At 71.3% G+C, this 17,876-nt stretch carries 17 protein-coding genes and 2 tRNA genes; 6 read left to right on the plus strand and 13 right to left on the minus strand.

Annotated elements, in window-relative coordinates; translation table 11 throughout:
* Positions 1-16 precede the first annotated feature (16 nt).
* A complete protein-coding gene (locus tag ABIB16_RS00545; protein WP_041104809.1) occupies positions 17-1,036 on the plus strand; it encodes an acyl-CoA thioesterase in 1,020 nt (339 codons plus the stop codon).
* Positions 1,037-1,225: 189 nt separating this feature from the next.
* Here the strand turns inward: ABIB16_RS00545 and ettA are convergent, their stop codons facing one another.
* Both ettA and ABIB16_RS00555 read right to left on the minus strand, forming a co-directional pair.
* Positions 1,226-2,908: an energy-dependent translational throttle protein EttA gene (gene ettA / locus ABIB16_RS00550; protein WP_036316848.1), complete on the minus strand. Its 1,683-nt coding sequence runs from the start codon at positions 2,906-2,908 to the stop codon at positions 1,226-1,228.
* Positions 2,909-2,999: 91 nt separating this feature from the next.
* The gene (locus ABIB16_RS00555) at positions 3,000-3,551 is read right to left on the minus strand and encodes a single-stranded DNA-binding protein (RefSeq protein WP_041105330.1); all 552 of its coding nucleotides are present in this window, start codon (positions 3,549-3,551) and stop codon (positions 3,000-3,002) included.
* A gap of 198 nt (positions 3,552-3,749) precedes the next feature.
* On the opposite strand from ABIB16_RS00555, the gene ABIB16_RS00560 reads away from it, so the two are divergent.
* Positions 3,750-3,823 (plus strand) — tRNA-Arg (locus ABIB16_RS00560).
* 115 nt (positions 3,824-3,938) lie between these two features.
* Positions 3,939-5,384: a DUF2079 domain-containing protein gene (locus ABIB16_RS00565; RefSeq protein WP_230277802.1), complete on the plus strand. Its 1,446-nt coding sequence runs from the start codon at positions 3,939-3,941 to the stop codon at positions 5,382-5,384.
* Between the two features lie 36 nt (positions 5,385-5,420).
* On the opposite strand, the gene ABIB16_RS00570 is transcribed toward ABIB16_RS00565, so the two are convergent.
* Genes ABIB16_RS00570 through mptB (ABIB16_RS00580) form a run of 3 tightly spaced genes read right to left on the minus strand, consistent with a single transcriptional unit; the run spans position 5,421 to position 10,182 of the window.
* Positions 5,421-6,806, minus strand: coding sequence for a glycosyltransferase family 87 protein (locus ABIB16_RS00570; RefSeq protein WP_354435980.1), 1,386 nt, complete (start codon positions 6,804-6,806; stop codon positions 5,421-5,423).
* The gene (gene mptB, locus ABIB16_RS00575; RefSeq protein WP_354435981.1) at positions 6,803-8,476 is read right to left on the minus strand and encodes a polyprenol phosphomannose-dependent alpha 1,6 mannosyltransferase MptB; all 1,674 of its coding nucleotides are present in this window, start codon (positions 8,474-8,476) and stop codon (positions 6,803-6,805) included. The genes ABIB16_RS00570 and mptB (ABIB16_RS00575) overlap by 4 nt, the downstream gene beginning before the upstream one ends.
* 50 nt (positions 8,477-8,526) lie before the next feature.
* On the minus strand, positions 8,527-10,182 hold the full coding sequence (gene mptB / locus ABIB16_RS00580) for a polyprenol phosphomannose-dependent alpha 1,6 mannosyltransferase MptB (protein ID WP_354435982.1): 1,656 nt from the start codon (positions 10,180-10,182) through the stop codon (positions 8,527-8,529).
* 90 nt (positions 10,183-10,272) lie between these two features.
* On the opposite strand from mptB (ABIB16_RS00580), the gene orn reads away from it, so the two are divergent.
* The 3 genes from orn (at position 10,273) to ABIB16_RS00595 (ending at position 12,387) form a co-directional block, all read left to right on the plus strand.
* A complete protein-coding gene (orn, locus tag ABIB16_RS00585) occupies positions 10,273-10,899 on the plus strand; it encodes an oligoribonuclease (protein WP_354435983.1) in 627 nt (208 codons plus the stop codon).
* A gap of 102 nt (positions 10,900-11,001) precedes the next feature.
* Positions 11,002-11,077 (plus strand) — tRNA-His (locus ABIB16_RS00590).
* A 119-nt stretch (positions 11,078-11,196) separates the two neighbouring features.
* Complete coding sequence (locus ABIB16_RS00595; RefSeq protein WP_010078872.1) at positions 11,197-12,387, plus strand: tyrosine-type recombinase/integrase; 1,191 nt, start codon at positions 11,197-11,199, stop codon at positions 12,385-12,387.
* 116 nt (positions 12,388-12,503) lie between these two features.
* Here the strand turns inward: ABIB16_RS00595 and ABIB16_RS00600 are convergent, their stop codons facing one another.
* The 8 genes from ABIB16_RS00600 to ABIB16_RS00635 form a co-directional block, all read right to left on the minus strand.
* Entirely contained in the window at positions 12,504-12,812 is a 309-nt protein-coding gene (locus tag ABIB16_RS00600) for a hypothetical protein (protein ID WP_119217353.1), read from the minus strand.
* 271 nt (positions 12,813-13,083) lie between these two features.
* Positions 13,084-13,362: a DUF3263 domain-containing protein gene (locus ABIB16_RS00605; RefSeq protein WP_336627654.1), complete on the minus strand. Its 279-nt coding sequence runs from the start codon at positions 13,360-13,362 to the stop codon at positions 13,084-13,086.
* Between the two features lie 30 nt (positions 13,363-13,392).
* On the minus strand, positions 13,393-13,590 hold the full coding sequence (locus ABIB16_RS00610) for a hypothetical protein (protein ID WP_134376847.1): 198 nt from the start codon (positions 13,588-13,590) through the stop codon (positions 13,393-13,395).
* Positions 13,591-13,834: 244 nt separating this feature from the next.
* The gene (locus ABIB16_RS00615) at positions 13,835-14,287 is read right to left on the minus strand and encodes a PIN-like domain-containing protein (protein WP_134376849.1); all 453 of its coding nucleotides are present in this window, start codon (positions 14,285-14,287) and stop codon (positions 13,835-13,837) included.
* Complete coding sequence (locus ABIB16_RS00620; protein ID WP_134376851.1) at positions 14,284-14,907, minus strand: DUF433 domain-containing protein; 624 nt, start codon at positions 14,905-14,907, stop codon at positions 14,284-14,286. The genes ABIB16_RS00615 and ABIB16_RS00620 overlap by 4 nt, the downstream gene beginning before the upstream one ends.
* A gap of 82 nt (positions 14,908-14,989) precedes the next feature.
* Positions 14,990-16,405 carry an HIRAN domain-containing protein gene (locus ABIB16_RS00625; protein WP_336627653.1) on the minus strand — a complete coding sequence of 472 codons (1,416 nt, stop codon included), beginning with the start codon at positions 16,403-16,405 and terminating at the stop codon, positions 14,990-14,992.
* Positions 16,395-17,003: a hypothetical protein gene (locus ABIB16_RS00630; RefSeq protein WP_354435984.1), complete on the minus strand. Its 609-nt coding sequence runs from the start codon at positions 17,001-17,003 to the stop codon at positions 16,395-16,397. Before ABIB16_RS00630 ends, ABIB16_RS00625 begins: the two co-directional genes overlap by 11 nt.
* A 256-nt stretch (positions 17,004-17,259) precedes the next feature.
* Positions 17,260-17,847: an MFS transporter gene (locus ABIB16_RS00635; RefSeq protein WP_354435985.1), complete on the minus strand. Its 588-nt coding sequence runs from the start codon at positions 17,845-17,847 to the stop codon at positions 17,260-17,262.
* Between the last annotated feature and the right edge of the window lie 29 nt (positions 17,848-17,876).

The raw sequence follows: 17,876 nt of genomic DNA on the forward strand, positions 1-17,876 counted from the left end.
GTCGAAGGAGCCGTTCGTGCCGCAGCGCCATCCCCGTCCCCGCCCCGGTCGCGCACCGGCCCGCCCGGCCTCGGCCCCGAAGGACCCCACCGACGTGCTGCGCGGGATCCTGGAGCTGACGCCGGCCGCGCAGGACCCGGTGACGGGTCAGGTCCGCTTCACGGGCACGACCCCCCGCCAGACGCACGGCCGGGTGTTCGGCGGCCAGGTGCTCGCCCAGGCGCTGGCGGCCGCCTCCCGCACGGTGCCGGCCGCCCGCCCCGCCCACTCGCTCCACGGCTACTTCATCCGCCCCGGGGACGCGCTGCAGCCCATCACGTTCACCGTCGAGACGCTGCGGGACGGCCGCTCCTTCTCCGTCCGCCGGGTGCTGGCCTCCCAGAACGAGAAGGCCATCCTCGCCCTGACCTGCTCCTTCCAGGAGCCCGCCGGCAGCGCGCTGGACCACCAGGTGGCCATGCCGGAGGGAGTGCCCCGGCCCGAGGACCTGCCCACGACGGCGGACGTGCTGGGCGGCATCAACCACCCCGTGGCCCAGGAGTGGGCCTGGTCCCGGCCGTTCGACATCCGCCACGTCACCCCGGCCATCTATGTGGACCCGGCCGCGGAGACCGAGAACCGCAACATGGTGTGGATGAAGACCTTCACGCCCCTGGCGGACGACCCCGCGCTGCACCTGGCGGCGCTCACCTACGCCTCGGACTACACGCTCCTCGAGCCGATCCTGCGGCAGCACGGCGTGGCCTGGATCCAGCCCGGCATGTCCGCGGCCTCCCTCGACCACGCGATGTGGTTCCACCGGCCCGCCCGCGTCGACCAGTGGCTGCTCTACGTCCAGGACTCCCCCAGCGCCCAGGGCGCGCGCGGCCTCGGCACGGGCGCCGTGTTCGCCGAGGACGGGACTCTCGTGGCCACGGTCGCCCAGGAGGGCATGATCCGCCTGCCCGAGGGGGCCGCCGCCCGGCGGGCGCGGGTTCGTGGCGCGGCCCAGCGCATGGCCATGCGAACGGTGCTGCGCCGCAGCTGGCGGCGCTGACCCGGCGGTTCCACGGGGGGTGAGGCTGCCGATCGGGCCCCGCCACGGGTGAGGCGGCTCGACGTCCGCGCCGCGCGCGGGCCGTTCATGGTGGTCGACGTGCACCCGCCCCGGGACGACGACGGCCCGTCGCGATCGCGTGATCGCGGCGGGCCGTCGTCGGCGCGGCGCCCGGGGGCAACGGCCGGCTCAGTCGCGCGTGAGCTTGCGGTGCGTCACGCGGTGCGGGCGGGCGGCCTCGGGACCGAGCCGATCGACCTTGTTGGCCTCGTAGGACTCGAAGTTGCCCTCGTACCAGTACCAGTTGGCCGGGTCCTCCGCGGTGCCCTCATAGGCCAGCATGTGGGTGGCCACGCGGTCCAGGAACCAGCGGTCGTGGGAGACGACCACCGCGCAGCCCGGGAACTCGAGCAGCGCGTTCTCGAGGGAGGTCAGGGTCTCCACGTCGAGGTCGTTGGTGGGCTCGTCGAGGAGCAGCAGGTTGCCGCCCTCCTTGAGGGTCAGGGCCAGGTTCAGGCGGTTGCGCTCACCGCCGGAGAGCACGCCGGCCTTCTTCTGCTGGTCCGGGCCCTTGAAGCCGAACGCGGACACGTAGGCGCGCGAGGGCATCTCGACGTTGCCGACCTTGATGTAGTCCAGGCCGTCCGAGACGACCTCCCACAGCGACTTCTCGGGGTCGATGTTGGAGCGGGACTGGTCCACGTACGAGATCTTCACGGTCTCGCCGATCTTCAGCTCGCCGCCGTCCAGGGGCTCGAGGCCGACGATGGTCTTGAACAGGGTGGTCTTGCCGACGCCGTTCGGGCCGATCACGCCGACGATGCCGTTGCGGGGCAGGGAGAAGGACAGGCCGTCGATGAGGACGCGGTCCCCGAAGCCCTTCTTCAGGTCCTTGGCCTCGATCACGACGGTGCCCAGGCGCGGGCCCGGCGGGATCTGGATCTCCTCGAAGTCCAGCTTGCGGGTCTTCTCGGCCTCGGCCGCCATCTCCTCGTAGCGGGCCAGGCGGGCCTTGGACTTCGCCTGACGGCCCTTCGTGTTGGAGCGGACCCAGTCGAGCTCCTCGGCCAGGCGCTTGGCGAGCTTGGCGTCCTTCTTGCCCTGCACCTCGAGGCGGGCGCGCTTGGTCTCCAGGTAGGTGGAGTAGTTGCCCTCGTACGGGTAGAGGCGGCCGCGGTCGACCTCCGCGATCCACTCCGCGACGTGGTCGAGGAAGTACCGGTCGTGGGTGACGGCGATGACGGCGCCCGGGTAGGAGGCCAGGTGCTGCTCGAGCCACAGCACGGACTCGGCGTCCAGGTGGTTGGTGGGCTCGTCGAGCAGGAGGAGGTCCGGCTTCTCCAACAGCAGCTTGCACAGCGCGACGCGGCGCTTCTCGCCACCGGAGAGGTTTGTGACCGGCTCGTCCCCCGGGGGCGTGCGCAGGGCGTCCATCGCCTGCTCGAGCTGGGAGTCGATGTCCCACGCGTCCGCGGCGTCGATGGCGGACTGCAGTTCGCCCATCTCCTCCATGAGGGCGTCGAAGTCCGCGTCCGGGTTCGCCATCTCCTCGGAGATCTGGTTGTAGCGCTGGATCTTGCCGTAGATCTCGCCGACGCCCTCCTGGACGTTCTCGAGCACGGTCTTGGACTCGTCCAGCTTGGGCTCCTGCATCAGGATGCCCACCGAGTAGCCGGGAGAGAGCCGCGCCTCGCCGTTCGAGGGCTCGTCCAGCCCGGCCATGATCTTCAGGATCGTCGACTTGCCGGCGCCGTTGGGGCCGACCATGCCGATCTTCGCCCCGGGGTAGAACGACATGGTGACGTCGTCCAGGATCAGTTTGTCGCCCACCTTCTTGCGGGCCTTGACCATCGTGTAGATGAATTCCGCCATGCGGCCCAGGCTAGTCGGTGGCCGCGGGATTCCACTCATCGTGCCGATCCCGCGACCACCGAGCCCGCTCCCCCTCCGTGCCGCCCCGTGGTCAGGCGACGCCGGCCGCCGCCGGCTCGCGCTCGGGGGCGCCCGCGTCCGACTCGTCCGGGCCGGTCGAGGCCGGGGCGTCGCCACCCTGGAACCCGTCCGGCAGGCCCGCGCTGAACCCGTCGCCGACCGCGCCGGCCCGCCCGCCCGACGCGTCGTCGTCGCGCGGGGCCGACTCGGGGCGCGGCACGGCCGCGCGCTGGCTGCGCTGGAACGCCGCCGAGCCGAAGCCCAGGTCCAGCCCGACGGCGTCCGCCACCACGTCCACGGACGTGCCGGAGCGCTCGCCCGAGGACCAGTCGCGGACCCGGAGTCGACCGGTGACGATCACGGGGTTGCCCTTCTTCACGGACTGGGCGGTGTTCGAGCCGAGCTGGCCGAACGCCGAGATGCTGTACCAGTTGGTGTGGGCGTCCACCCACTCGGCGGTCTCGCGGTCGAAGCGCCGCTCGGTGGTGGCCAGGCGGAAGCCGGTCACGGCGGCCCCCGATGCGGTGTGGCGGGTGGCGGGGTCCGTGGCCACGAAGCCGCGCACGGTGATGAGGTCCTGCATGGTGTGCCTCCTGGGCTGGGCCCCGGTGGGCGCCGGGGCGGGTCGTCGGTGCATCGGCTGATCCGCCATGGCCAGACAACCCCACCGCGGGGCACCCCGGCAGGATCGGGGCCGGTCTGGGGACGCGCGGAGGTCCCCGGGCGACTGTGCAGGAGCCGACGGCGCCGCGGCCGGCGGCCGTTAGACTGACACGGCCCAGCCCCAGTAGCTCAGCTGGACAGAGCAGCGGCCTTCTAATCCGCCGGTCGGGGGTTCGAATCCCTCCTGGGGCACCCAGACCAGGGGCGGAGCCGTCCGAGCACGCCCGACGACCGCCCGAAGGAGACCGTCCTGGACCGTCTGCGCTCCTGGCTCCGCGCCCCGCGACCCGCCGTCCCCGAGGTCCGTGTGACCCGTCGCGAGGGCGTCCAGCTGGCCGCCCTGCTCGTCGCGGCCGCGGCCCTGTACGTGACGCACTCCTTCCTGCGGTACGCCACCTACGAGGCCAAGGGCTACGACCTGGGCATCTTCGACCAGGTGGTGCGGCAGTACGCGCTGTTCAACGCCCCCCTCAGCTCCGTCAAGGGCGTGGACTTCCACATCCTCGGCGATCACTTCCACCCGATCCTCGCGCTGCTGGCCCCCTTCTACTGGGTGTGGCCGGACCCCCGCATGCTCGGCGTGGTCATGGCGCTGGCCCTCGCCGCGTCCGCCGTGCCGGTGTACCTGTTCGCCCGTCGTCGCACGGGACACGGGGTGGCCCTGGCCGCCGTCGCCGCCCTGCTGCTCTCCTGGCCCTTCCAGGCGATGGTGAACTGGGACTTCCACGAGGTCACCCTCGGCGTGCCGATCCTCGCCTGGCTCGTGTGGGCCCTGGACGGGCAGCGGGCGTGGCTCGCCACCGGCCTGGCGGCGCTGCTGCTCACGGTCCGAGAGGACATGGGCGTGACCCTGCTGGCCGTGGCCCTGGTGATGGCGATCCGGCGCTTCTGGCCGCAGGCCGCGGTCACCGCCGTGCTGGGTGTGCTCGGCTACTGGTTCGCCACGTCCGTGGTGATCCCCCACTACTCCCCCACCGGGGCGTTCGGCTACTGGCAGTTCACCGCCCTGGGCCCGGACATGCGCAGTTCGGTCCTGTTCCTGCTGACCCAACCGTGGAACGCCGTCGCGGTGCTGTTCGACCACCCGCTGAAGGTGGCCCTCTGGCTCCTGCACTTCGTCCCGCTGCTGTTCCTGCCGGTCCTGAGCCCGCTGACGCTGATGGCCCTGCCGATCCTGCTCTCGCGGCTGTTCAACGACCGGCTCAACGTGTGGGCCCCCGTCTACCAGTATGACGCGATCCTCGCCCCGCTGCTGCTCATGGCCGCGCTCGAGGCGGCCCACCGGCTGGCCGGACGCCGGGACGCGCTGCGCCGACTGCCCGCCGTCCTCGTCTCCACGGCACTGGCCACCGGCCTGATCGGCACCGCGTTCTTCCCGCAGGTGTACCCGCTGCACCGCACGATCGTCGGCGACATGACGATGACGCAGCACGCCCGCGACCTCGACCACGCGGTCGCGCTGATCCCGGACGGGGTGTGCGTCGAGGCCGCCGACAACGCCGTGCCGCACCTGACGGCCCGCACCCACGTCGGGCTGCACGGGGACATCGGAGACGAACTGGCCACGTGGATGATCGTGGACACCTCGGTGCCCGAGCTCGGCGGCTGGGACCCCCTCACCCCGGAGCAGGCACTGGCCCGCGCCGAGCGGCTCGGCTTCGAGCGGGTCTGGTCCGCGGGCGACGTCGTCGTCCTGCACCACCCGGACCGCGCGGTCTCGCCCACCTGCACGACGTACCTCGAACACCGCTGAGCCGCGCCCCACGGCGTCGGCGGACCCGCCCCGCCGTCAGCGGTCCGCGGACCCGCCGAGCGGCTGCAGGCCGCGTCCGGCCGGGGGAAGGAGCAGTCGGTCACGCGCACCGGTGAAGACGCCGGCGTGTGGGTCCTCCGCCACCCCCGGGGCGATCTCGGGGGCACCCTGGTCGAGGGCGGTGCGGCGCACCGGGTCACGGGCAGGGTCCAGGACGTCCTTGACCACCGTGGTCATGAGCCACACGAGGGCGACGATGTGCGCCACGATCCCCGAGGCGTACCAGGCGGTGATCCACCAGGCGCCGCCGGCGAACGCCCCGTCCGAGGTGATGCGGGCCGACTCCATCCACACCCCGCCCCAGTGGTAGACCTCCACGGCCTGCCAGATCCAGAACGCGCGCCACCGCGGCGTCGCGAGGACCACGAGCGGGATCAGCCACATCACGAACTGCGGCGAGTACACCTTCCCCCACAGGATGAAGGACGCCACGATCAGGAAGCACAGCTGGGCCATGCGCGGACGGTGCCGCGCCGCGAGGGCGAGGTAGGCGATCCCCGCGCAGCACACCAGGAACAGGCCGTTCTGGAGCGTCGTGAACGTCTCCCCGGACCATCCCGTCCAGGCCAGCGCCAGCCAGGTCGAGGAGAAGGAGACCGCGCGGTCCCCCGAGAACGTGTAGAAGCGGGACCACTGGTCGAACGCCGTCAGCATGAACGGGAGGTTCACGGCGAGCCAGGCCGCCGCCCCGGCCACGGCCGCCTTCACGAACCCGGCCCAGCGGCCCGTGCGCAGCGCCAGCACGAAGATCGCGCCGAAGAAGAACAGCGGGTACAGCTTCGTGGCGGTGCCGAGTCCGATGAGCAGGCCGGCGAGGGTCGGACGGCCCGCCGTCCACGCCCACAGGGCCAGGGCGGCCAGCATCACGGCCCACAGGTCCCAGTTGAGCATCGAGGTGAGGATGATCCCCGGGGCCAGGGCCACGAGGAGGGCGTCCCGGGAGCGGCCTCGCGCGGTGTACGCGGTCGCGACGACCAGCACGATCCAGCAGAGCACCACGCCGATCGCGTTGACGTCGAAGTAGGTCACGGTGCGCTCGTGCAGGTCGCCGGAGGAGGGCACGAGCCACATGGTCACGCCCGCGACCACGGCCAGCAACGCCGGGTACTCCATCCACTGCTCGGGTGGCAGCGGCGTGTAGAAGGGGAAGTGGCCGTCGGAGAGGCCACGCGTGGGGAACAGCTGGGCGAAGTCCGAGTAGCACATGTGCGCGTGCACGCCGGGGGCCGCCCAGCCGTTCACGCGGCACCACTGCTTGGTCAGCACGCCGACGGCGGCGGCCACCACGGTCAGGCCGACGAGCAGGCCGACCCAGCGGGCGCTCGGGCGGGTCGGGGCGGGACTGCGGGGGTGGGAGGTCACGGTCTCTCCTGGGGGATGCGGGTGGACGAGGAGGCGGGGTGCGCGGCGGTCGACGGCGGCCCGTCGGGCGGTGCGTCCGGCGGCACGCCCGCCTCCGGAGGCGTCGACGACGCCGCCTCGGCCCGCGGCTCGACCACCTCCAGGGGAGGACGCCGCCGCCCGGGGAACAGGGGCGCGGTGACGGGATCGCGGTGGATGATCCATCCGATCCCCGCGAGCATCAGGACGAGGGTGAACACGCGAACGGCCAGGACCGGCAGCCACTGCGCCACGGAGAGCTGGTCCACCACGCCGACGCCGGTGAGCAGCAGCACCGCGAGCGCGGTGACCCACCCGAGCCAGCGGGGATGGTCGGCGCCCCACGACAGCGGGCGGAGGGCGCACGCCAGCAGCGGCAGGACCCAGAGCAGGTACCACGGCTGGATGATCGGGGCGGTGGCGACGGCCACCACGAGCACGGCCGCCGCGCTGAACACCGGGTCCAGGGGCCGGCGGCGCAGGGCCAGCCACGCCGTGAAGCCGAGGGCCGACACCGTCATCACGGTGTAGAAGGCCGCGGCCACGTCGCGCGCCCCCAGGGGCGTCACGGCCTCGACGACCGCGCCGAGCAGCAGACCGAGCAGGCCCACGGGGGCATACGGGAACGCCGCGTCCCCGCTCGTGAGCATAGCCGGGACCCAGCCGAACCAGAGGCCGGAGCCGGCGCCGAGGATCGTGAGGACGGCCAGGGAGATCACCGCCGTCGTGAACCACGGGCCGAGCCGGTCCCGCCGGCGCAGGCGCGGATCAGCCGCGCGGAAGCGCTCCCAGCCGGTGGGCAGGAGCATCGCCACGAACGGCAGCACGAGCGCCGTGAGCGGCTTGATGGCCACCGAGAGGGCGATCAGCACGATCCCCCACAGCGCGTGCACGCGCCGGCGCGGCCGACGCACCATGAGCACGATGCCCGCCAGCATCAGCCCGGACATCAGCGCGTCGTTGTGCACGCCGGCGATCATGTAGAGCAGGAACAGGGGGTTGGCCACGCACACCCAGGCCGCCCACGCCCCGCACCGCCCGGCCGCCTCGGCCAGGCGGGGCACGGCCCACAGGCACAGGGCCAGGCCCGCGAGCGCCAGGAGCCGGAACGCGGTGACGGAGAGCTCGATGTTCCCGCCCGTGACGTGCCAGACGGCCTCCGCGCACAGCAGGAACAGCGGACCGTACGGGGAGGGGGACTCGGCCCAGATGGAGTCGGCGCCCTGCATGAACCAGCCGGGCAGGGCGGACACGCCCTGCGTGTAGGGGTCGAGGCCGAGGGCGAGGAGGCGGCCCTGCTGGAGATAGGAGAACACGTCCCGGGAGAAGATCGGCAGGGCGAGCATCAGCGGGGCGGACCACCACCAGGCGGCCCGGGCCACCAGCCGGCCGTGCTCCTCCCAGCGGCCCCGCAGCGCGCGGCCCAGCTCGAGCCAGGATCGGACGAGGAGCAGCGAGCCGGCGGCCAGCAGCACGGTGCTGAGCAGCACGCCGGGCAGGTAGACCCGCAGCGGGTTGAGCAGGGTGGTGCCGGAGAACACCGAGTCGGGCGTCATCGGCAGCCACCCCACACCCCAGGAGCCCGCCGTGATGAGCACGGACGCCCACGTGCCCCGGCGGACGGCCGCCTCCGGCTCGGGCTGCGCCGCCACGCGGCTCGGACGGGGCCCTCGGGCGCCGGTCGTCGCGGGGGCGGCGGGCCTCACTCCCCCGGCTCCACGGGTCGAGGGGCGCCACGGAGCCGGGCCAGGCCGGCGCGCACGGCGGGGCGCACGTGCCAGTGGTCCTTCACGAACCGGCTGGTGCGGCGGTCCACGACGAGGATCCACAGCAGACACACGGCGGAGACGATCAGGGACACGGCCTTGACCTGGTCCGCGATGTCCAGGAACTGCCAGGTGAAGAGCTGGTCCGACGCGCCGAACGCCAGGAAGTAGCCGACCGTGAACACGACCCACTTGATCTGCCAGTTGTCCCGGATGCCGATCACGGCGAAGAACGGCAGCAGCCACAGCAGGTACCAAGGCTGGATGATGGGCGAGAGGATCACCAGCGCGGTGAACGCCCAGGTCATGCGCGTCATCACGCGGTCCTGGCGGCCGAGGAACATCAGGGCCAGCACGATGAGCACCGAGAGCACGCGTCCGGCGGTCTTGTACACGCCTTCGACGGCCTGCACGTCCGCCCCCTGTCCGAGGAGCTCGCTCGCCCCCACCGTGATGAGGGACAGCATGCCGATCGGCCCCCACGGCACGGTGCCCGTGCCCGTGCCGACCATGACGGCCACCCAGCCGAAGCCGAAGCCGTTGAGCACGCCCACCAGGGCCATGAGGCCGAAGGAGATCCCGGCGGTGAGGGCCCAGAAGGCGAACCGGCGCGGCCATCGGGCCGTCGGGCCGGCCCACAGCAGGCCGATGAACGGGAGCAGCACGAGGGTGATGGGCTTGATGCCCAGGGACAGGGTGACCAGCACGACGCCGGCCACCCCCCACGCGATGGACTGCCCGGGCCGCTGGGGGCGGAGCGGATGCCCGGCGCGCAGCGCGCACCACGTGCCGGCCAGGGCGAGGCCGACCATGAGGGCGTCGTTGTGCCCGGACGCGACGAAGCTGATGGTGAAGAGCGGGTTGGCGGCGCTGATCCACTGCGCCCACGCATCGTTGACGCCCAGCCGGCGGGCGAGCAGTGGCACGAAGACCATGATCAGCGCGACGCCGGCCACCGCCACCAGGCGGAACAGGAAGATCGCCAGGTCCGGGTTCATGTCCCCCGAGATCGCGACGACGGCCTGCTCGATCCAGAGGAAGATCGGACCGTACGGGGTCTCGGAGTCCGCCCAGGTCGCGTCCGCTCCGAGCTGGAACCAGTTGGACAGCGAGGAGATCGTGTCCACGTAGGGGTCCTGCCCCGCCTCCATGAGACGGCCCTGTCCCACGTAGGCGAAGATGTCCCGGCTGAAGATCGGCAGGGCCACGACCTGGGGCAGGCACCACAGGACGGTGGCGAGGTTGACCGTGCGCAGGGCGCCGCGGCCGAAGGGGCGGATCGTCTGGCCCAGCCGCAGCCAGGCCCAGAACATCACCCAGCAGCCAAGGGTGAGGAGCACCGTGCCGGCGAGCACGCCGCCCTCCTGGGTGCGCCACGGAATCAGCCACTGCCAGCGGTTGATCGGGGAGGCCGAGGCCAGCCAGCCGACGGAGTACGAGCCCGCCACCAGGAGGAGGGAGCCGAGGGTCCCCACGAGGATGGGCCACCAGTCCGCACCGGCGACCTGGGGGTCCGTGCGGAGGCCGCCGATGCCGACGTACTCCGGCCGGTGGGCCGTGGACCCGGACGGACGCGGGGTCGACACGCTCATGCGACGGGTCCTTCCGTGCGGTCCTGCGAGGGCGCGCGAGGGCGCGGCTCGCTCGAATCTACCATCGTGACACGCGAGTAGCCTGGGGGCATGAGCGAGACGAGCATCCCCACGCCGGAGAGCGCCCCCCTGGTCTGGATCGACTGCGAGATGACCGGCCTGCACCCCCAGGTCGACGAGCTCGTCGAGGTGGCGGTGCTCATCACGGACGCCGAGCTGAACATCCTGGACGAGGGCATCGACCTGGTGATCCGTCCCTCCGCGGCGGCCTTCGAGCAGATGGACCCGTTCGTCCGGGACATGCACACCACCTCCGGCCTGCTGCCGGAGCTGGCGGAGGGCCTCGAGCTCGACGACGCCGCCGCGCGCGTCCTCGAGTACATCGCCGCCCGCGTGCCCGCCGGCAAGGGCCTGCTGGCCGGCAACACGGTGGGCCAGGACAAGCTGTTCCTCGCCCGCTACATGCCCGCCGTCGTCGACCACCTGCACTACCGGATCGTGGACGTGTCCACCGTGAAGGAGCTGGCCCGCCGCTGGTACCCGCGCGCCTACTACCAGGCCCCCGCCAAGACCGGCGGCCATCGCGCCCTCGGGGACATCAAGGACTCCATCACCGAGCTGCGCTACTACCGGGCCGCCGTCATGGCCCCCGCCCCCGGCCCCACCACGGAGGAGGCCCGCGCCATCTCACAGGTGGTGTCCGGGGCGCAGGCCTGAGCCGGCACCCCGGCCCCACTGCCCCGATTCGGCGCTGCGCGGGATCTCGTGTACTGTGGACCCCGCTGCGTCGCGCGGATCCGTCCGTGTGAAGCAGGCGTGGTGGGCGTAGCTCAGTCGGCAGAGCGTCTGGTTGTGGTCCAGAAGGTCGCGGGTTCAATCCCCGTCGCTCACCCCACCGTAAGGCCCGGAATCATGCGGATGATTCCGGGCCTTATCTCGTCTTGGTAGTGCTGTTGGGTAGTGCTCGGTCCCCACGGGGTACGCACATCATCGGAGAGCACCAGGAGAGATGCGTTGGCTACCATCCAGACGCGCACGAACAAGGCCGGCCGGACCACGTACCGGGTCGGCTTCTACGAGGCCGGCCGGTTCCAGTGGCTGCCGGCCCTCGCCCGCGAGGCCGGCGCCCAGCGCGTCAAGGCGATCGTGGAGGACCCGCGGCAGGGGCCCACGGTGGCCCGCCGGATCCTCGAGGCCCAGGTGGACAGTGCCCCGGGCATGCCCACGCTCGCCGAGTTCTTCCCGCGGTACATCGAGCACCGCGGGCTCCGCTGCACCCCGGGCACCCTGGCCGGGTACGAGGCAGAGGCCGCGCGCACGTTCCTGCCCCGCCTCGGCGAGCTGCCCGTGGACATGATCGACCGCCGCACGGTGGCCGAGTGGATCCGGTGGCAGCTGCAGCAGCCCACGGCCCGCTGGCGCGCGGCCGCCGCCCGCGCCGCGGCCGCCACTCCCCCGCGGCCCGAGCCGCCGCTGGCCACGGTGTCTCCGAAGACGGTCCGCAACGCGCACGCCCTGCTCTCCGCGGTCCTCGGCCTCGCCGTCCAGGAGGGCATCCTGCCAGCCAACCCCGCGCGCGGCGCCGACCTGCCCGACGACGACGTCGAGGAGGAGCGCGGCATCTTCAGCCGAGCCGAGTGGGCGCGCTTCTACGCAGCCATATCCGAGTCGTACCAGCCGCTGCTGATCGTCCTGCTCGTCACCGGCGCCCGCTGGGGCGAGGCCACCGCCCTGCAGGTCCGCGACCTCGACGTCGCAGCCAGCGTCATCCACGTGCGCCGCGCCTGGAAGAAGGGCAAGGAGGGCGCCGTCCTCGGCGTCCCCAAGACCGCCCGCGGCCGCCGCACGATCATGCTCCCCGACTGGGCCGTCGAAACACTCGAGCCATTGGCCGCCGGCCGTGCCGCCGACGAGTTCCTCCTGACCGCCCCCGGCGGCGGCGTCATCCACCGCACGAACTTCGTCGAGCGCCACTGGAAGCCGGCGCTCGCGGCCGCCGGGATCGCCAAGCACCTGACCCCGCACAGCCTGCGGCACACGTTCGCCTCGTGGGCCCTCATGGATGGGGTCCCCGCACAGGTCGTCCAGCACCGCCTCGGTCACGAGTCGCTGCAGACCACCTCCCGCGTGTACGCGCACCTGCTGCTGGACGCCCAGCGTGCCGCGGTCGACGCGATCGGCTGGGAGCCTCCCCCCGGCGCCTGACCCCTGGCGCAGCGAGAGGCCCCGTCCAGCTGGCTGCTGGACGGGGCCTCTCTTGCGCTTCCCTTCGCGGCCTCCACGCTCCCCGAGGGGGCGGACACGTTAAGCGGCCGGCGTGGTCACGGGCCCGTCACGATGGCGTCGCACTCCACCGAGGGCAGGTCACCGGTCTCGCTTGTCTCGCGGTCCAGGGGTGTGCGCGCGTTCAGCACGGTCAGGCTGCAGGCCACCCGGCCCTCGCCTAGAGCATCGTCGGCATACGCCGCCACCTGCACCCGGTCGCCCAACTTCGCCTGCGGCACGTCCAGGATCAGCCACTGACCAGGCCCGGCGTGCTTGGACGGGATCCGATCATTCGGCGGCATGGTCATGGTGGCGAGTTCGCCGTTGACTGCGACGCTCGCGCGGACCCTGATCGACCGCGTCACGCTTGGGTCGTCGGGTACCCACTGCAGGAGTGCAGAGACCGACACGGGGCCCTGCGAACGCGCGGGCTGGGCAGCTGCCGCAGCGCGCGAGGTGGATGGGGCAGGGCTGGCCGAGGTGGCCGCTGCACTGGTCGTGGGGCCGGGGGTGGCGGGAACATCAGCTCCGCATCCCGTGAGCGCGAGGCCGAGTGCGGCGCACAGGGCGGCTGCGCGGCAGCGGATGGAGGACATGGACGGCCCCTTCGTTAGGTGAGAGTGATCACAGCGTAGATCAACCTTCAGAGGCCACCGCCGCCCGCACCGCGCGCTCGCGGGTCAGCCGAGCCTCCCTGGCCCGCCGCGTGATCACCGGGTAGACGGCGATCGCCACCGGGTCCTCGGACAGCACCGCCACGCGCATCGTCAGCGCCGTCCCCCGCAAGCCGACCAGATGCTCAGCAGCCCGGTCACGCGCGGCCCCGTGCCGCCACCGCCGCCCCCACAGCTGCAGCACCATGTGGTCACGCACGGACAGGCAGCCGGCGCTCGCGGGCGCCTGGGTGGTGGTCATGTCGAGAAGGTACGTCCGGGGTCGGACAGGCTAGACGGTCTCGCGGTGCTCGGGGATCCGGGCGGCGAGGTGCTCCCGCTCGGCCCGGGTCAGCCCGGCGAGCCGGTCGGTGAGCACGAGCGGGGTCACCCACAGCTCGTCGGCGAGCTCGTCCAGGCTCATGGCCCAGGGCAGGGCGTCGGCGAGCTGTTCGAGTGTGATGAGCTGCCGGGCCGCGGCCGCGCGCATGGCGTGCTCGGCGGCTGGCAGCCGCGGTGGCCGTGCTCGAGGTGCACGAGCTCGTGGGTGAGCGCGCACCGCCGCTCGGCCTGTGTCATGCGGGGGTCGAGCCAGACCAGGTCCGCGCCATTCGTGGCGGCCGGGACGGCCGCATGCGGGCGGGACCACACGACGACGACGTGGCTCAGCGCGCGCAGCGCCCTCCAGGGGTGGAACATGCTGGCATCCTGGCCGTGACGGCGGACACGTTAGATCAAGCGGCCTTCTTGACCAGCCGGTCACGGAACGAGATCAGCGGGCTGCTCTTCACGCGGGGACCGATGCCGATCTGCACGTTCGAAAGCCGCACCTGGAGCGGACTCTCGGTCGATTGGACTAGCTCCAGGACATCGGGCATGGCTGACACGTAGGTGGACGTGGCGATAGCGAGGCTGCGGATGCCGGGCTGATGCGACTGCTTCCGCCCAATCCAGTGGATCCCGTGCTCAAGCAGTGCGTCGAGTTCCTCGAGGTTGTCCATGATCTGTGCCCGGTCCTGGGTCAGGAGCGCGTTGTATCCGCGAGCATGCATGGCGGCAAAGAGCTCGACGTCGAGCAGGCCAGCCAAGCCAACCGCCGAGACGTGCTCGAAGGTGTGAGCTGGGTGGAGCATAGTGAGCGGGGCGCAGATGCCAGCGTGCTCATTCTCGTCGACGAGGAACTTCATGCGGCCTGCCCCCCGCTCTGCCGCACCTGGAGGTCGAACGACAGGGCGTCAGCAGCGGCCTCCGCGGATACCGTCGGGTAGAAGGCGGGCAGGAGATCAGTGGTGAGGTCCCCATCGCGGACGAGGTCGGCCACGACATCGTAGGGGACGCGCGTGTCTTCGATCGTCGGCCAGCCGCCCATGCGGCCGGGAACGACTGCAAGGTGAGGACGCGGGTGCTCGAAGTCGATAACCTCCTTGCCCTGGAGGTTCGTGAAGGGGCGGAAGACCTGGGTCAGGGGGATGAGGGCCCGCTGGCCCTTGCCCTCGACGAGTTCGAGGGCTTCGTCGCCGATGAGCACTTCAACGCTCCGCCCGTCGGTGGCGAAGGTGTACTGCGAGGGATGATCGGTCAGGTCGTACTCGTGACGAAGGGTGTGCATGGCCCGCACGATCCGCTGGTTGGACGTCTGGGCGCGCAGGTAGACAATCGCGCGAAGGGCCACGAGGTCCCGGAACGAGTAGAGCAGCGGCCGGTCGGCATTGCCTTCCGGGACGAGGACGCCGCTTCGTTTCCAGCCATGAAGCTGGGCAGGGCTGGCGCCCGTCAGCGCGGACGTGAGGGCGAGTGGAAAGCTCACGTGAGTTCACCTCCTTCCCGTGAGACACGTTGAGTGTCCCACGTGATCCTGACCCTGTAGCCGCGGCGCGCGGTCCCGGCCCTCACATCTCCTCCCCATCGCCGGGGTCCTGGTTCTCCTCGCCGACGTCGCCCCACTCCCGATCCTGCCAGTCGCGGGAGGGGTGGCCCGTGCCGTGGGGGTCGATGTCGAGCACCTTGGCCTTGCGTAGCTGGTCGGGGCCAGAGATGAGCACCAGGAGGAGCGTGAAGAGTGTCAGGAAGGGGCCGATGCCTGGGACGCCAGACAGGATGAGTCCGAGGACAGTGAGGCCAGCGATCAAGAGCCACGCGGTTCGTCGGGGTTGCTTGCCGGCGCTGGAGCGGTCGCGGTCGTCGACGAAGACCTCCTTGCCCTTGACGGTGTAGTAGATCGGGGTGCGTGGCCCCGTCCCGATGCCGAGCCGGGTGACCTCGTCGCTGAGAGGGACGGGAGTCGGGTTGGCAGGGGGCTGGGGCTTGCCCGGCTTCTTCTCCGCGCTTGGGGTGGAGGGGCTCGGCGTCGTGTCTAGCTCGGCTGGAGACGTGGAAGCGAACCGCTGGTCGAGTTGGTCGCGCAGCCGGGCGACGGAGTGACTGCCCACGGCCCGGGATCGGCCCTTCGTCTTGGGCTCGCCCTGGTAGGCGTCAGGCACCTCGTAGGAGTGAGCCTCGGGCACCAGATGAGGGAACAGGGGCATCTCACGCAGCCACTCGTCCGACAGCTCCGTGGACTTCGCGCCCTTGATGGTGAGCTCGGCTGCGAGCCCGGAACCGGTGATGGTCCCCCAGACGCCCACGACTCGCCCCATACCCTCGGCGTGCTCGATCACGGGGAGGTAGTGAGCCGACGTCGCCGCGGTGAGCTCGCCGCCCTTCTCCCCGTCGAGGCGGACCTCCACGGTGCGCCGCACATTCCCGTTGCGCAGCATCGACTCGGCCTTGTGGAGTGTGAGCATCACCGGCCCCTTGCCGGACTTCGGCACGTACTCGAAGAGATGGTCGAAGTACTGGTCTTCCTTCACGACCTGGTACGTCTGCCGCCCATAGGGCAGCGCAGACGTCGTGGCCGGGTATCCCGAATTCAGCGGAGTGAGCCACTCCGGTTCGGGGAGACCCACACGTACGTTGAGCTCCGCCTCTCCGTTGAACCCGACGTAGGCGTAGATCCGCGCGTTCGTGCGCAGAACAGCACCGGAAGCCACCACACGCTTGACCGGCAGGTGGTAGTCGGCAGCAAGTTCCCGTGAGAGATAGCCGATCACACGCCCCTTGGCGCGCACAGACACCGCCCGCCGGTCGTACGGGTTATCCGGCTCGGGCACGACCTCCACAGGCACGGTAGCTTCCACAGGAGCTCCGTCCGCGGGGAGCCGCGGCAACACTCGAAGTATCGCCTCCCGGTATGCGAACTCACCTACGAGCTCCACTCCGTTGTACCCGCCATGCGGCAGTTCGTAGTGTGCCTTCTCAGCCATCATGGCCCCCCTCTACGTCTTGGCTCTCTAAACCGACGTCGCCCCATTCCCGGGCCTGCCGGTCGCGGGTCAGCTCGAAGTCGGGGTGTGCTGCCAGATCGAAGTCGGCCGGCGCGTCGGCCGCCGCGGTCTTTTGTTCAGCGCCAGCGTCACCGCCGCGCGCTCCCCCGCGCTCGGCCGTGCCGCGCTCGCGGTCCTGATCCTGGTCTGCGTGGTCGCGCTCGTCATGGTGGTCCGTCCTACGTCGGTCGAGCATGACCCGCAGGACTGCAGCGAGCAGCTCCTGGTCATACGTCGATAGGTCAGGGGATTCCTGAACGACGTCGAGGACCGACGGGTGAAGAGCCGAGTCGAGCTCCACCCCCATGGACTCCAGCGCTGCGGTGGCCACGTGGGCCACGGGAACCTTCAGCACGAGCGCGAGCATCGTGATGTTCTCGCCCTTGATCGAGGTGACCGGGGTGGACTTGAGCCGCGCGAAGCTGGTGTGGCTCATGTCGTACCCCGCGTGCTCGGCGCGGGCGGCGAGGTCACGGAGGGACCAGCCGTTCCGCTCCTGGGCTGACGCGATCAGCCGGCCCAGCGAGTGCACGTCGTTCATGGCGACCAATCTGCGGGGCGACGCCAAGGGGAGCAACCGGCCTCGGACACCCGCTGTTGCGTGGGAGTGGACACCGAAACGGTAGCAACAAAGGGGGTGTTGTGCCGCATGGCAGCGCGGATACGGGGCGATCAGCACGGACCCGGCGAAAGTAGGTGGGCACCTGGGCCGACTCGCTGTGCCGTTTTGCTGGACACCACGTCACGCGAAAGGCGACAGACTTGGCGCAAGTCATTCACCTGCCACCCGGTGAGCTCTACATGAAGTTGCGGGATCGCAAGCGACTCCAGCGCCTGATGACCGTCCAGGACGTCTCGGCGCGGCAGCTGGCACGCGCCGCCGGCTGGAAGTCACACTCGTATATGAACCGCCTGCTCAACGGCCAGGCCGAGACGCTCGCGCCCGAGATCACGGGACCCCACACGCCGAACGCCACCGCCCGGTGCCGGCCGCGGAACACGGCGTTCACGGTGGAGAGCGTGGAGGGCATGATGAACGCCGCGCCCACGGCCTGGACGGCCCGTGCCCCGATCAGCGCGTCCCCGCTGGAGGCGGCCGCCGCGAGCAGGCTGCCGCCGACGAACACCACGAGCCCGGTGAGGAAGAGCCGCTTGCGACCCCATCGGTCCGCGAGATCGCCGGTGGAGAGCAGCAGCACGGCGTAGAGGCTGTTCACCCACTGCGCGTCGGTGAGGTCCAGGTGCAGGTCGGCGATGATGGCGGGCAGGGCGACGCCCACGATCGTGCCGTCGAGCACGATGAGGCCCAGGCCGATCGAGAGGACAGCGAGGCCGATCCAGTCGCGTCTGCTCGGCGCGGGGGCGGAGGTCTCCGTCGATGTCATCGACGACCCTTTCGGCGAGAGGGGGCTGG

The sequence above is a fragment of the Micrococcus sp. UYEF5 genome, assembly GCF_040546065.1.
GTDB lineage: Bacteria > Actinomycetota > Actinomycetes > Actinomycetales > Micrococcaceae > Micrococcus > Micrococcus luteus.